Source organism: Streptococcus mitis (genome assembly GCF_002096845.1).
GTDB lineage: Bacteria > Bacillota > Bacilli > Lactobacillales > Streptococcaceae > Streptococcus > Streptococcus mitis_A.
On record NZ_NCVK01000012.1, the window covers coordinates 75747 to 88948 of the forward strand.

Genomic DNA, 13202 nt, shown 5'->3' on the forward strand with positions numbered 1-13202 from the left:
CTCTATTTTTTAAAAAATGGTAACCGTAAATCCGCTATCTTTTCAGCAGGTACCTTCATGCCATCCTTGATCCATTTTAGAAGGACAGAGACGACGGCCGAGCTCCAGAAGGAATGAAGATAAGAGCTGACACCTTTTGATTTTCCATGGTATTTTTCCAGAAATTCCTGCATGGCTTGGACAAAGATTTTTTCCAAATGGTAATCTAAGGCCAATTGAATCACTCTGGCCTCCTTTCTTGCTTCTCGGAAAAGGTGAACCCAGACCAGATAAAGGTCTGTCTTTAAATCATAATGATGCAACTGTTCCATGATATTATGAACAGTCCGTTTAAAGACACTTTCTAAAATCTCCTCTTTAGAATCATAATTGCGATAAAAGGCCGCACGCGAAACGCCTGCACGTTTGACCAATTCAGAAATACTAATCTTGGTCAAGTCCTTTTTTTCCAAGAGTTGCAAGAGGGCTGTTTCGATGGCTTCTCTAGTTAATAAATTGGATTCTTGGTTTGATTTTCTGAGATTTTCAAGAGACTTTTCAGAGATTCTACGTTCAGACATAACATTTTCTTTCTACTTGTCACAACAGACGGATGAGGCTTTTGTTTCAAGGGCTTTCATGATATAATTGTAAAAAAAGACAGAACCTTTGTCAATGTATAACTGACAAAGATGGAGAATTTCTATGACTTGGAAGATTATTGCTGACTCTGGTTGTGATTATCGTCAGCTGGCAACACCAGCTATTGACACGACTTTTGTAAGTGTCCCCTTAACCATTCAAGTAGCTGAGCAGGTCTTTGTTGATGATGCTAGTCTTGACATTGACCAAATGATGGAAACCATGTATGCAACTGCAGAAGCTTCAAAATCAGCTTGTCCAAGCCCAGATGATTATTTGCAAGCATTTGAAGGTGCCAAAAACATTTTCCTAGTAACCATCACAGGTACTCTCTCTGGCAGTCACAATAGTGCTCAACTAGCTAAGAATATTTATCTGGAAGAACATCCTGATACTAAAATTCATGTAATTGATAGTTTGTCTGCTGGTGGTGAGGTTGACCTACTCGTAGAAAAATTGAATGACTTGATTGACCAGGGCTTATCTTTTGAAGAAGTGGTTGAAGCTATCACTGCCTATCAAGAAAAAACCAAGCTGCTCTTTGTTCTAGCCAAAGTCGATAACTTGGTGAAAAACGGCCGTTTGAGTAAGCTTATCGGTACAGTCGTTGGTCTTCTTAACATCCGTATGGTAGGGGAAGCTAGTGAAACTGGAACTCTCGAATTGCTACAAAAAGCAAGAGGACCAAAGAAATCGATTCAGGCAGCCTATGAAGAGTTAGTCAAGGCTGGATATGCTGGTGGTCGTATTGTCATGGCTCAACGCAATAACGAGAAATGTTGCCAACAGCTTTCAGAGCGAATCCGTGAAAATTTCCCACAGGCGGATATTAAAATTCTCCCAACCTCTGGTCTCTGTAGTTTTTATGCAGAAGATGGTGGTTTGCTAATGGGATATGAAATTGATTAATTGCATTCTTGACAAGAGGTGACCATCATCTCTTGTTTTTTTATGGTACAATAGAGCTATGAAACATTTTGATACTATCGTCATCGGTGGAGGACCTGCTGGAATGATGGCTACAATTTCCAGTAGCTTTTATGGACAGAAAACCCTTCTCATCGAAAAAAATCGGAAACTTGGAAAAAAATTAGCTGGGACTGGTGGGGGACGTTGCAATGTAACCAACAACGGAACTCTAGATGACCTACTAGCTGGAATCCCTGGAAATGGTCGCTTTCTTTACAGTGTTTTCTCCCAGTTCGATAACCATGATATCATTAACTTTTTTACAGAAAATGGTGTTAAACTTAAGGTCGAAGACCACGGCCGTGTCTTTCCGGCTAGCGACAAATCTCGAACCATTATCGAAGCCTTGGAAAAGAAAATCACTGAGTTAGGTGGTCAAGTTGCTACTCAAACAGAGATCGTTTCTGTAAAAAAGATAGACGGTCAGTTTGTCCTCAAGTCAGCGGATGAATCCTTTACTTGTGAGAAACTCATTGTTACAACTGGTGGAAAATCCTATCCTTCTACTGGATCTACTGGTTTTGGTCATGAGATTGCACGCCATTTCAAACATACTATTACAGACCTTGAGGCTGCTGAGAGTCCTTTATTGACAGATTTCCCTCACAAGGCCTTACAAGGGATTTCTCTAGACGATGTGACACTCAGTTATGGTAAACATGTGATCACGCACGACCTCCTCTTTACCCACTTTGGATTGTCTGGTCCTGCTGCTCTCCGTATGTCCAGCTTTGTCAAGGGTGGGGAGGTTCTCTCACTGGATGTCTTGCCTCAACTTTCTGAGAAGGACTTAGCTACATTTCTAGAAGAAAATCGGGAAAAATCTCTGAAAAATGCCTTAAAAAACTTGTTACCAGAACGTTTGGCAGAATTTTTTGTACAAGGATATCCTGACAAAGTCAAACAATTGACTGAAAAAGAAAGGGCGCAACTGCTCCAATCTATCAAGACCCTTAAAATCCCTGTGACTGGCAAAATGTCCCTTGCCAAGTCCTTTGTCACCAAAGGTGGTGTCAGTCTCAAGGAAATCAATCCCAAAACTCTGGAAAGTAAGCTGGTACCTGGGCTCCACTTTGCTGGGGAGGTCATGGATATCAACGCCCACACGGGTGGCTTTAACATCACTTCTGCCCTCTGTACTGGCTGGGTGGCGGGATCAAACCCAATCTAAATCTGAATTATTTAATGGCTAAATCAGCCCCAAAAGAAAGGAAGTCCTTTGGAACATATTATCTTGTTAAGGGGAGTTACTCCTAATGGAAAAAATGCTATCCCTAAAATGTCTTATCTAGTAGATATCTTAACAGAAGCCGGTTTTCAACAAGTTCGAACCTATATTCAAAGTGGTAATATCATTCTTGAAAGTGACTTAACCCTAGAAGAAATACGAGAACAGGTTCATACTCTAATAAAGGAAAAAATTGGTGCTGACTTAAAAATGGTAATCAAGAACAAAAGTGATTTTAAAAAAATCGTCCAAGAAAATCCGTTTAGAGAAGACTATCTTCATGATCGTGTACATGTGATTCTTTATCAGGGATTTCTCCAAAGCCTCCCTCTAGAAAAATTGAAAATTGATTACGGTGAAGAAGAAATTTGTATCGGTAACCACTGTCTTTACCTCTATCTCCCTAGAAATGCAAAACAAAAGAAACTCCATACCAACTATCTTGAAAAGCTTTTTAATGTAGATTTGACCATGCGAAAACTAAATGTAGTAGAAAAATTATTAAGTAAGTAGTGCTTGAATTTAGTAAAAATCGGAAGAATACTCCTCCGATTTTATTTTGTCTGAGTTTGGACATAGTGAGCAATGACATCTGATGTGTACTGGGCTGTACCAGGTCCAAATTTGTCAATGTTTTCCTTAAATTCTGGGTTGTAGACGTAGCCTTTACCAATATGACCGAATACTTCAATTGAGCAGTCAAATCCATAGGTACGAATGGCTTGCAAGAGATTGGCTGCTTGCTCTTGGTTCTCAGTTGCTTTTACGGGCAGACCAGCTTGAAGATTTTGTGCCAAGGCTTGAAATACTTGATTAAAGGCAGCCGTAGCCTCGTCTTCGTGACCTTTTTGGCGCTCGAGCGCTTGGTCCATGACTTCTTGTCCATATTTTTCTACCGCTTCTTGATGGTATTTTTGATGGTCTTGGTAGTTAAATCCAGCAAATTTCTCTTGAATGCTCATTTCTCTTTCTCCTTTTTGTTCTTGAATGGTTTTTTGCAAGGTGGAAATCAAGGTATCCAGATGTTCCCTTTCTCGAGTTAGATAGTCCAACTGCCTAGTCAAATGGGGCAATAAATCTGTCCTTTCTTCCTTTAATAGCTCTGCTATTTTTTCTAAAGAAAAGCCAAGATATTTATAATAAAGAATGACCTGAAGTCGCTCCAAATCCTCCTGACTGTAGGTTCGATAGCCGTTTTCCGACTTTAAAGGAACCAAAAGCCCTATCTTATCGTAGTGGTGCAGCGTCTTGACCGAGACGCCCGAAAGCTGCGCAGCTTCTTTTATATGGTACATGATTTCCTCCTTATACTCAATGAAAATCAAAGAGCAAACTAGGAAGCTAGCCGCAGGCTGTACTTGAGTACGGTAAGGCGACGCTGACGTGGTTTGAAGAGATTTTCGAAGAGTATTACATTGATAGTATAACCCCTCCCCCTAGGTCAGAGTCAAGCGTTTTTGCGAATTTTTTTACTTTATCATAACATGAAAATGGTTTTCTTGACAGACCTTAGAAAACATGATAGGATAGTCAAGTCTATCAATCAAAAGAAAGGCTCATTTTGAGTACTTATGAGGCTAGTTGCCAAGGGCAGTAGCTTTTTCTTTTGTAATACTAATTTTAGGAGTTTAACTATGTCTGAAAAATCGCAATGGGGTTCTAAACTGGGCTTTATTCTAGCATCTGCTGGTTCAGCTATCGGACTTGGAGCCGTTTGGAAATTCCCCTATATGACTGCTGCTAACGGTGGAGGAGGCTTTTTACTGGTCTTTCTCATCTCCACTATTCTAATCGGTTTCCCCCTTTTGCTGGCTGAATTTGCCCTCGGCCGAAGCGCTGGTGTCTCTGGAATTAAAACCTTTGGAAAACTCGGCAAGAATAGCAAGTATAACTTTATCGGTTGGATTGGTGCCTTTGCCCTCTTTATCCTTTTATCGTTTTACAGTGTTATTGGAGGATGGATTTTAGTCTATCTAGGAATTGAGTTTGGAAAATTGTTCCAACTTAGCGGAACTGGTGATTATGCTCAGTTATTTACTTCCATCATTTCAAATCCAGCCATTGCGCTTGGAGCTCAAGCAGCCTTTATCCTCTTGAATATCTTTATTGTATCACGTGGGGTTCAAAAAGGGATTGAAAGAGCATCTAAGGTTATGATGCCCCTGCTTTTTATCATCTTTGTTGTCATCATCGGGCGCTCTCTCAGTTTGCCAAATGCCATGGAAGGAGTTCTTTACTTCCTCAAACCAGACTTTTCAAAACTGACCAGCGCTGGTCTCCTCTATGCTCTGGGACAATCTTTCTTTGCCCTCTCACTAGGGGTTACAGCCATGCTGACCTATGCTTCTTACTTGGATAAGAAAACCAATCTGGTCCAATCAGGAATCTCCATCGTAGCTATGAATATCTCAGTATCTATCATGGCGGGTCTAGCCATTTTCCCAGCCATGTCAGCCTTCAATATCCAGTCTGAAGGGGGACCGAGCTTGCTCTTTATCGTATTGCCTCAACTCTTTGACAAGATGCCTTTTGGAACCATTTTCTACATCCTCTTCCTCTTGCTCTTCCTCTTTGCAACGGTCACTTCTTCTGTCGTTATGCTGGAAATCAATGTGGGTAATATCACTAATCAGGATAACAGCAAACGTGCTAAGTGGAGTGTGATTTTAGGAATTTTGACCTTTGTCTTTGGAATTCCTTCAGCCCTATCTTACGGTGTCATGGCGGATGTTCACATCTTTGGGAAGACCTTCTTTGACGCTATGGACTTCTTGGTTTCCAATCTCCTCATGCCATTTGGAGCTCTCTGCCTTTCACTTTTTACAGGCTATATCTTTAAAAAGGCTCTTGCTATGGAGGAATTCCATCTCGATGAAAGAGCCTGGAAACAGGGATTTTTCCAAGTCTGGCTCTTCCTTCTTCGTTTCATCATTCCAATCATCATCATCGTGGTCTTCATCGCCCAATTTATGTAATCAAAAAGGACTTGAGTAGTGAACTCAGGCCCTTTCTTTTTTATGGATGACTAACAATCAATTCCAAAGCTTGCCCTTCTAGGGTCCAAGATTCAACATCACTTGGTAGGATAAAGTGGCTGCCTTTTTGGATTGGATAGTTTTTTCCGTCAACAGTCAGTTGACCTTGACCGGCTAAGACACTGAATAAGCTGTAGTCAGCTGTCTTTTCGAAGTCAACTTTTCCAGTAATTTCCCACTTGTAAACTGCAAAGAAATCATTGGATACAAGGAGAGTTGAACGTAAATCATCTGCTTTAACAGTTACAGGACGGCTATTTGCAGGTTCTCCAATGTTTAAAACATCGATGGATTTTTCAAGATGAAGTTCACGCAAGTTGCCCTTGTCATCCTTGCGGTCAAAGTCATAGACACGGTAGGTGGTGTCACTAGACTGCTGGGTTTCAAGAATCAAGATGCCCGCACCAATAGCATGCATGGTACCACTTGGCACATAGAAGAAATCTCCAGCCTTAACAGGCACTTTTGTCAGCAAGTCCTCCCAGTTTTTATCCTCGATTTGCTGGCGGAGTTCTTCTTTTGACTTGGCATTGTGACCGTAGATAATCTCTGAGCCTTCATCCGCAGCTATGATGTACCAGCATTCTGTTTTTCCGAGTTCGCCTTCATGCTCTAGTCCGTAAGCATCGTCTGGGTGAACTTGGACGCTGAGCCAGTCGTTGGCATCCAGAATCTTTGTCAAAAGCGGAAATACAGGTTCTGGACGATTGCCAAACAATTCACGGTGTTCTGCATACAAAGTTGCTAGGTCTGTTCCTTCAAAGCGACCATTGGCAACTTTAGAGACTCCATTTGGATGTGCTGAGATGGCCCAATATTCTCCGATTTTTTCACTTGGGATGTCGTAGCCAAACTCATCACGTAGCTTGGTTCCCCCCCAGATTTTTTCTTGCATAACTGATTGTAAAAATAATGGTTCTGACATCTTGATCTCCTGTCTGATTTTTCTCCCCTCATTATAGCAAAAAAAGAGTTCCATTAGAACTCTTTTTCATATCTTATAAAGTAGGGAGAAGATTTTATAAAAATAGTAACGATATACTTTTTTCTTTGATAGAGACGAACATAAAAGACTCTCGTAAAGCTAGCTGTCACTGGACTTTTTCCCTCAACTCTCATTCAAAAATTACTTTAATGAAGCATCTATTCTCATAAACGAACAAAACTGAAACCAGTCTTCTTTTTAAATCAAAGCTGTAATAGCCGTCACAAGGCCAAAACGATACTTGGAGCATTGGCAGTAGCAAGGGGAATATCTCTTTCTTGAAAAGACCGTAGTAAACCCAGAGACTACAGTTGATGGCAGCAACCAAGGGCTGGATGAAATTTCCTTTTTGACCAGCCAGATTGTTCATAATTTGTGGGAAGTAAGACACATACATCATAACAGACATGAAGGTCGCTACCCAACCCAAAACTTTCATTTGTTTTTCAGACATTTTCAAAACCTCTTTTATTCTTTTATGCTTTTTATTTTATAATATGATGCAAAAACAAGTAAGAGTTTGAGAGTTTTGTTATAAAAATGTAAACTATTACAATCTTGTGATAAGAAAGAAGAGTGAAGTTGGAAAAGTATATATAATCAGAAAAAACGCATATTATTATGTGTTGAAAAATCTTGATACTGGGTGTTTTATTGCTGAAATATTTAATTTATTTTCTGATAAAACTGATTTTTAAGCCAGAATCAATATTTTCCTAAATCTACAACTTGTTGATATCTACTTTCATCATCAATATGATGAGCAATTTCTAACATCATTACAGGAAGAGAAAATAGTAGTTCATGTACCATGAAGGCGTTTTCTTTATCTAGGGCTGCGGTCACTTCATCAGCCAATAACAGATTTTTTCTACGAAGAAGAAAACGTGCCAATTCAATCCTTACTCTTTGTCCCCCAGAAATATTCTCCCCGTTATTCTTGATAATAAAATCCACCCCACCCGTCAATTCAAAATCTAGTTTGACTTGTTTCAAAACAGCAAGCAACTCTTCCTCAGAAAATTCTTGTCCTAAGGTCAAATTATAACGCACTGTATCGTTAAAGAGAAATGGATGTTGGCTAATAATTCCTATACTGGATACAAAACTTGATGTACATTCATTAACAGTTGTCACACCGATAATTTCTCCCTCATCTGCTATTTCTTCTCCAGTAATGAGTCGAAACAAGGTTGACTTACCACAACCACTCGGTCCTTTGATTAAAACTTTCTGACCTGCTTGAACATCCAAATTTAGATGAGTAAAAAGTCGTCTGTCACCATAGGATTTACTTAAATTTTTAATGTGCAGAGCATTCAATTCTTGCGCATCTTTTTTATCTATCTGTTTTACATCTCCAATTTCTAATACTCCAAAAATCTTATCTGCTGTCGTTTTTGCCCCTTGTATATCTACAGCATCATACATAATAGTCTGAATAGGGCTCACTAACTGACCTGCTGCGATGTACATGGCAACAAGACTTGCCACTGACACTTTCTGCCCAGCCATAGCAAAGTAAAAACCTAAAACAAGTGGTAAAACTTGACTTAAAAAGACCATGAAACCGTTGCAAAAGAAAATTATATTATGGGTAAAGCAAAATTTTTGAATGGCTAGTTGATAATGTCTATTAATCTTCCAAAATCTGTTCTGATTTTCAGAAATTGCTTGGTTCATAAGTAGAGTATGTGCTCCTCGGATACTATCAGATACTTGATTATGCACTTCTACTCTGCCTTGCGCCATGTCATCACCAGTATATTTGAGTCTTTTATTCATCAAGAACTGAGGAATAGGACGTAAAATAGTGAAAAAGACAAAAATATTACCTAACAACAAATTTTGCGAAATAATATAAATCGCTGTTAGTAATGCTACAAAGCTCCAGCAAATGATATTGATGTATTTTTCTAAGTAATTATCCCCCAAATACTCCATATCTTGTGTGAGCATAGTGATTTTTTCATCTTCGCTAAAATCTTTTTTTGTCATCAGCTTGTCAAATAAATCTGCCCTCATATTCATTTGAATTTCACGCCGAAAAACATTATGTGTATGATTACAAAAGAGCATTAAGCTATACAAGACAAAGTATACTGTAAAGCCAAAAACAGCAAACTGTATGATTTTATAATAAGTCAGTTCTCCTTGATTTAAGGACAAGGCTTGTGATACGACTAAGGGTTGAGCAAGAGCCAAACCTCCATTTGCCAGCGCACCGATGATAGTATAAAACTTCGTTTTCTTATCCAGATAGTGAAATATTTTATTCATAATGCCCTCCTAGAAAAAGAGAGATGCTAGCACTCCTCTCCATTTTTATTATATAAATTTTACAAATATTACAATTATTGCTTACGGCTTCAGGTTTTTTTACAACCTTTTTGTTTTTCTTAATAGACATTTTTGCTTATCCCTCTCTAGTCCACATCTAAAATATCTTCATAGCATCCGGAAATAGCATAAAGTGCTAGATTTTTACGAATTTTCTCTTGCATATTCTTACAAATCACAGAAGAGCTTAATTCCGTAATATGCTTGGTCATTGGACAAAATCCTGATTTACAAACTAAAACAAAGGGACATGTTTTACAGTCTTCTCTAACAAACAGAAACCATCCTTTCATATGAATCTTGTTTTATACTGTTATGTTTTTATTATAAGATTTTAGAAAAACGCTGTCAATTGTTTATATGCAATTGCTTTATATTAAAAAGACCGGATTGCTCCGATCTGTTCAGTCTTTTTCTTCACGTACATAATTCCAAATCGCAATAGCTAAAGATAACAAACTTAGTAAGCAAATCATCTGTATAATTAGCTTTGTAGGTTGACGCAGTAAGCCAAACTGAGTCAGTATTACAAAGAGAGAAGAACCAAAAATCATTACTTGGAAAAAAATTGTTGTTAAACTAAATTTTGTTTTCATATCTTTTCCTTTCTAATTTCTACAACCTGATCCATTCGTTCATATACACTACTATCATGAGTTGCAATAATAATCGTACGTTTTTCATTTCGTAATCCAAGAATAAGGTCAATAATTTCACGACTATTCCTACTATCAAGAGAGGCTGTTGGTTCATCTGCTAAGATTATTGGGGAATCTTTCAACATTATTTTAGCAATTGCGACACGCTGTGCTTCACCACCTGAAAGAGTAAAAATCTTACGTTTTAAATCTAATTGTAAGTGAACATGCTTCAAGGCTTCTTTCATAAGAGCTTCTTGTTCTTTTTTGCTTTCTTTTCTCCCAATAAATGCAAGTTCTAAATTATCTTTAATACTCTTATTTTCAATTAAACCATAATTTTGAAATAAGTAGCTTACATAATCCTTAAAATAGATTTTTTCCTTAATTTGTTTTAAGTCCTTACCATCAACTTCTACTGAGCCACTTTGGACAGTTTCTAATTTACCTATAATATTTAAAAGAGTTGTTTTGCCTGCTCCAGACTCACCTATCAAAGCATAGGTCTGACCTTCATGAAATTGATAATTAAAATCTTTAAAAATAATGTAATCATCAAATTGTTTACAAATATCTTTCAATTCAATCATACTAACCTCCTTTTAGATATAAAATATTAGCCTTTTTATCTTGTCTCAGTTGAAGAAGAAAAATTCCTGTAAATAATAGCAATGAGAGCAAAGGAATAGAAATTACAAACAAATTGAAGCCTAATATTACTGACAATAAAGTACAAAAAATATAGCAACTAGATAAAATTGAAAAATAAACATGATGAATTTCAAAAAGTGACTTCCCTGCTAATCTCTCAATGAAATAAGTTTTGCGCCCTTGATAGAGGTAAAGAGTGTTCAGTAATACCATCAATAAAATGGAACTCACAAAACTAATAATCATCGCAAAAAATAATATAAATCTATCTGTCTCTACTTTTTGAATTCTATTTTCAAATGAATACATGCCATTTGAAAAACTACCAATACTAGCTGTTAACTTGTATTTAGAAATCAATTCTTTCACTACCTCAGGTTTATCAAAAATATAATGTGCCAAAGAGAATTGGCGAATTGTTCTATTTTCATAAGCAGAACCAAACACAGTAATAATTGGTTCATGAACAAAAGCATTTTGATTCACTAAGTAATTAACCGAAGTGAAGATAGGGTAAACAAATAGATTTTCACCGCCTTGATAAGTGGCTATCTCAATTTTCTCATTAGGATCTTTCTTTTTTACAGGAGCATCGTCTGGAGCAAAGCCTTTTTGTTCATATCGCAACCAAGCCTTATGTAATTCTGAAAAGTTTGATTCTTGATTCTTTGGTATTAACACGAGACGATCAAAATCTCCCATCTGTTCAAAGAATGCTTGAGCTTCCATACTCAACTGAATTCCACTTTTTTCAACAAAACGTCGATTCACACGAATTTCATTTGATACCATATCTGGGGTAGGATAATAAGAATTAGCTGAAGAACTCTTTTGAAAAGCAATTTTATCTAGATTTGTATCTATATAAAGGAGATTTGTTTTTTGACTAAGTTCTGAATAAAAAGCTACTTCTGCTTCTCTGTCTTTATTTGACTCTCCAGTATATAATTCATTAGTAGCAAAATAATTAGAATGCTTACTCCATTCATCTCGTCCTACTTGTAATGTTGACAATTGTTGATTTAAGTTAACAACACCATAAACACTATACATCACAATTAAAAGAGATAGTAACTGCGTCAAAATAACCAAAATGAACACAAGATGCAAAGGTGCCTTACCTTTTATAGATAGATTAAGAGCTTGCTTTTGTAAAATATGGTAAAAAATATTTGATAAAAAGAAATTTAAAAAAAGTAAAAGAAATAACCAAGAAAGCAAAGGATAAAATACTAGACTTAACGACAAAATGTTTACAGTTCTAGTAGAGAATAAGAATAAAACTGTCGCTAAATAAACTATACTTGCTATCAATATTAAGAAAATACTATCTTTGCTAATATTTCTCAAAGCAATTTGATATTTTCCTCTACCTGATAATCGTTCTATACTTACAGAACGCAGTTTCGCTATGTAGTCAGCTAGTGTCAGAGTCCCAAAAGCAATTATCAAAACTAATGTAAAAGTAATCGATTGAGGATAAGTCAAAAATACCTTTAACAAGGTCAGACCAGAACTTGATTGTTCAACAATGGCTTGATGTCCTTTTTGGTTTAAAGTTTGTGCTAGTTCCTGTGCACTTAAGTTTCCTCTTACAATCAAATATAAGGTGTCATCAGATGCATTTTGAATTAGGTTTTGATCTTGTTGTAATGGTAAATCTACAGGTAGTTCACCTCCAATTGGTATATAGGTATTTTCTGTCTTTCCCCTAACATTATCCTTTACAGAAACAATCCTACGAGCTAAAACACTCTGTTTATCTTTTGCAATCTCTTCTAAATCCTTCTTAATGGTAGTAGTAGATTTCTCTACAGAAATCATCTTACTATATCCACCCAACATTTCACTTTTATATTGGCTAATAAAGAAAAGGCTAACAAAAGCAATTAAAACAAAGGAAAAAGTTGCAAGGCTTCGTTTTAGTATGTTATACATAGACTACTCCTTTCTACATTGTTTAAAAAGGTTGCTCTCTATCTATTCATGGAGATATTTCAATCCCAACTTCCAATGAAATAATAAAATCCACTTACTACAGCTATTTAAAAAATATTTCTCCTTTCCATATCAGTCTTATTTTCTGCTGTTATATTTTTATTATAAGATTTTAAGAAAACGCTGTCAACTATTTATATGCAATTTCTTTATATATGCAATTTCTTTATATATGCAATTTCTTTATATAAAAAGACCGGATTGCTCCGATCTTTCAATTGTTTATATTCGCACACTCTATTTTAAGAATCATTAGGGCTAACTTCAAATGACTAAGCGCCTTATTTTATACGATAAAAATCAATCACTAGACCAGCAGGGCCTTTAACAAGCAAGGATTCTGTTCCCCAATCCGTTTCACAAGGACCGTGTAAAATCTCGATACCGATCTCTTTTAAACGTTGGTAATTCTGGTCTACATCCTCAACCTCGATATGAAGAATGATTCCTGACTGAAAATCTTCCACAGGAATCAAATGATTTTGGGACAACATCAGACAGTGACTGCCAATCGTAAACTGAGCAAAACCTTGGTCAGCATAATCTGCCTGTTTATCCAAAGTAAGCTCCAAGTCAGCACAGACTTGGGGAACATCTGAAACGATAATATCTAATTGATTTAAATCCATTTACTATCCTCCATAAAAAGACCGGATTGCTCCGATCTTTTCAAGTTTCTCTCTATGAAAATCAAAGAATAAACAAGGTAAAACCAAGTTTGATGGCAAATCTTTGCT

The 13202-nt window shown here is 36.8% G+C and carries 12 protein-coding genes and 1 pseudogene; 4 read left to right on the forward strand and 9 right to left on the reverse strand.

The window, feature by feature from the left end; translation table 11 throughout:
* Window positions 1-2 precede the first annotated feature (2 nt).
* The gene (locus B7695_RS04170) at window positions 3-560 is read right to left on the reverse strand and encodes a TetR/AcrR family transcriptional regulator (RefSeq protein WP_084889884.1); all 558 of its coding nucleotides are present in this window, start codon (window positions 558-560) and stop codon (window positions 3-5) included.
* 124 nt (window positions 561-684) lie between these two features.
* Between B7695_RS04170 and B7695_RS04175 the strand changes: the two genes are divergently transcribed.
* From B7695_RS04175 to B7695_RS04185, 3 genes are read left to right on the forward strand one after another with little or no spacing between them, the layout of a single operon-like run.
* Window positions 685-1530 carry a DegV family protein gene (locus B7695_RS04175; protein WP_084889886.1) on the forward strand — a complete coding sequence of 282 codons (846 nt, stop codon included), beginning with the start codon at window positions 685-687 and terminating at the stop codon, window positions 1528-1530.
* A 58-nt stretch (window positions 1531-1588) separates the two neighbouring features.
* Window positions 1589-2761 (forward strand): aminoacetone oxidase, encoded by a 1173-nt coding sequence (gene aao / locus B7695_RS04180; RefSeq protein ID WP_084889888.1) that lies wholly within the window; start codon window positions 1589-1591, stop codon window positions 2759-2761.
* 48 nt (window positions 2762-2809) lie between these two features.
* On the forward strand, window positions 2810-3331 hold the full coding sequence (locus B7695_RS04185) for a DUF1697 domain-containing protein (protein WP_084889891.1): 522 nt from the start codon (window positions 2810-2812) through the stop codon (window positions 3329-3331).
* 41 nt (window positions 3332-3372) lie between these two features.
* Here B7695_RS04185 and B7695_RS04190 read toward each other — a convergent pair whose 3' ends face one another.
* The gene (locus B7695_RS04190) at window positions 3373-4113 is read right to left on the reverse strand and encodes a MerR family transcriptional regulator (protein ID WP_084889892.1); all 741 of its coding nucleotides are present in this window, start codon (window positions 4111-4113) and stop codon (window positions 3373-3375) included.
* 339 nt (window positions 4114-4452) lie between these two features.
* Between B7695_RS04190 and B7695_RS04195 the strand changes: the two genes are divergently transcribed.
* On the forward strand, window positions 4453-5793 hold the full coding sequence (locus tag B7695_RS04195) for a sodium-dependent transporter (RefSeq protein WP_084889971.1): 1341 nt from the start codon (window positions 4453-4455) through the stop codon (window positions 5791-5793).
* A 40-nt stretch (window positions 5794-5833) separates the two neighbouring features.
* Here the strand turns inward: B7695_RS04195 and manA are convergent, their stop codons facing one another.
* The 7 genes and pseudogenes from manA to B7695_RS04235 form a co-directional block, all read right to left on the reverse strand.
* On the reverse strand, window positions 5834-6778 hold the full coding sequence (manA, locus tag B7695_RS04200; protein WP_084889894.1) for a mannose-6-phosphate isomerase, class I: 945 nt from the start codon (window positions 6776-6778) through the stop codon (window positions 5834-5836).
* Between the two features lie 258 nt (window positions 6779-7036).
* Window positions 7037-7292 (reverse strand): annotated as a pseudogene (locus B7695_RS04205) (SemiSWEET family transporter).
* A gap of 251 nt (window positions 7293-7543) precedes the next feature.
* Complete coding sequence (locus B7695_RS04210) at window positions 7544-9118, reverse strand: ATP-binding cassette domain-containing protein (protein ID WP_084889896.1); 1575 nt, start codon at window positions 9116-9118, stop codon at window positions 7544-7546.
* 464 nt (window positions 9119-9582) lie between these two features.
* The gene (locus tag B7695_RS04220) at window positions 9583-9774 is read right to left on the reverse strand and encodes a hypothetical protein (protein WP_000850052.1); all 192 of its coding nucleotides are present in this window, start codon (window positions 9772-9774) and stop codon (window positions 9583-9585) included.
* The gene (locus tag B7695_RS04225) at window positions 9771-10406 is read right to left on the reverse strand and encodes a putative bacteriocin export ABC transporter (protein ID WP_084889900.1); all 636 of its coding nucleotides are present in this window, start codon (window positions 10404-10406) and stop codon (window positions 9771-9773) included. The genes B7695_RS04220 and B7695_RS04225 overlap by 4 nt, the downstream gene beginning before the upstream one ends.
* 1 nt (window position 10407) lies before the next feature.
* Entirely contained in the window at window positions 10408-12405 is a 1998-nt protein-coding gene (locus B7695_RS04230) for a DUF1430 domain-containing protein (RefSeq protein WP_084889902.1), read from the reverse strand.
* A 341-nt stretch (window positions 12406-12746) separates the two neighbouring features.
* Window positions 12747-13094, reverse strand: coding sequence for a VOC family protein (locus B7695_RS04235; protein ID WP_084889904.1), 348 nt, complete (start codon window positions 13092-13094; stop codon window positions 12747-12749).
* Window positions 13095-13202 lie beyond the last annotated feature (108 nt).

Bases quoted from the DNA above. Each gene is read 5' to 3' on its own strand.
- B7695_RS04195 (WP_084889971.1), top strand. From the start codon at position 4,453: ATGTCTGAAAAATCGCAATGGGGTTCTAAACTGGGCTTTATTCTAGCA.
- B7695_RS04230 (WP_084889902.1), bottom strand. From the start codon at position 12,405: ATGTATAACATACTAAAACGAAGCCTTGCAACTTTTTCCTTTGTTTTA.
- B7695_RS04220 (WP_000850052.1), bottom strand. From the start codon at position 9,774: ATGAAAACAAAATTTAGTTTAACAACAATTTTTTTCCAAGTAATGATT.
- B7695_RS04225 (WP_084889900.1), bottom strand. From the start codon at position 10,406: ATGATTGAATTGAAAGATATTTGTAAACAATTTGATGATTACATTATT.
- B7695_RS04210 (WP_084889896.1), bottom strand. From the start codon at position 9,118: ATGAATAAAATATTTCACTATCTGGATAAGAAAACGAAGTTTTATACT.
- B7695_RS04170 (WP_084889884.1), bottom strand. From the start codon at position 560: ATGTCTGAACGTAGAATCTCTGAAAAGTCTCTTGAAAATCTCAGAAAA.
- B7695_RS04190 (WP_084889892.1), bottom strand. From the start codon at position 4,113: ATGTACCATATAAAAGAAGCTGCGCAGCTTTCGGGCGTCTCGGTCAAG.
- manA (WP_084889894.1), bottom strand. From the start codon at position 6,778: ATGTCAGAACCATTATTTTTACAATCAGTTATGCAAGAAAAAATCTGG.
- B7695_RS04175 (WP_084889886.1), top strand. From the start codon at position 685: ATGACTTGGAAGATTATTGCTGACTCTGGTTGTGATTATCGTCAGCTG.
- aao (WP_084889888.1), top strand. From the start codon at position 1,589: ATGAAACATTTTGATACTATCGTCATCGGTGGAGGACCTGCTGGAATG.
- B7695_RS04235 (WP_084889904.1), bottom strand. From the start codon at position 13,094: ATGGATTTAAATCAATTAGATATTATCGTTTCAGATGTTCCCCAAGTC.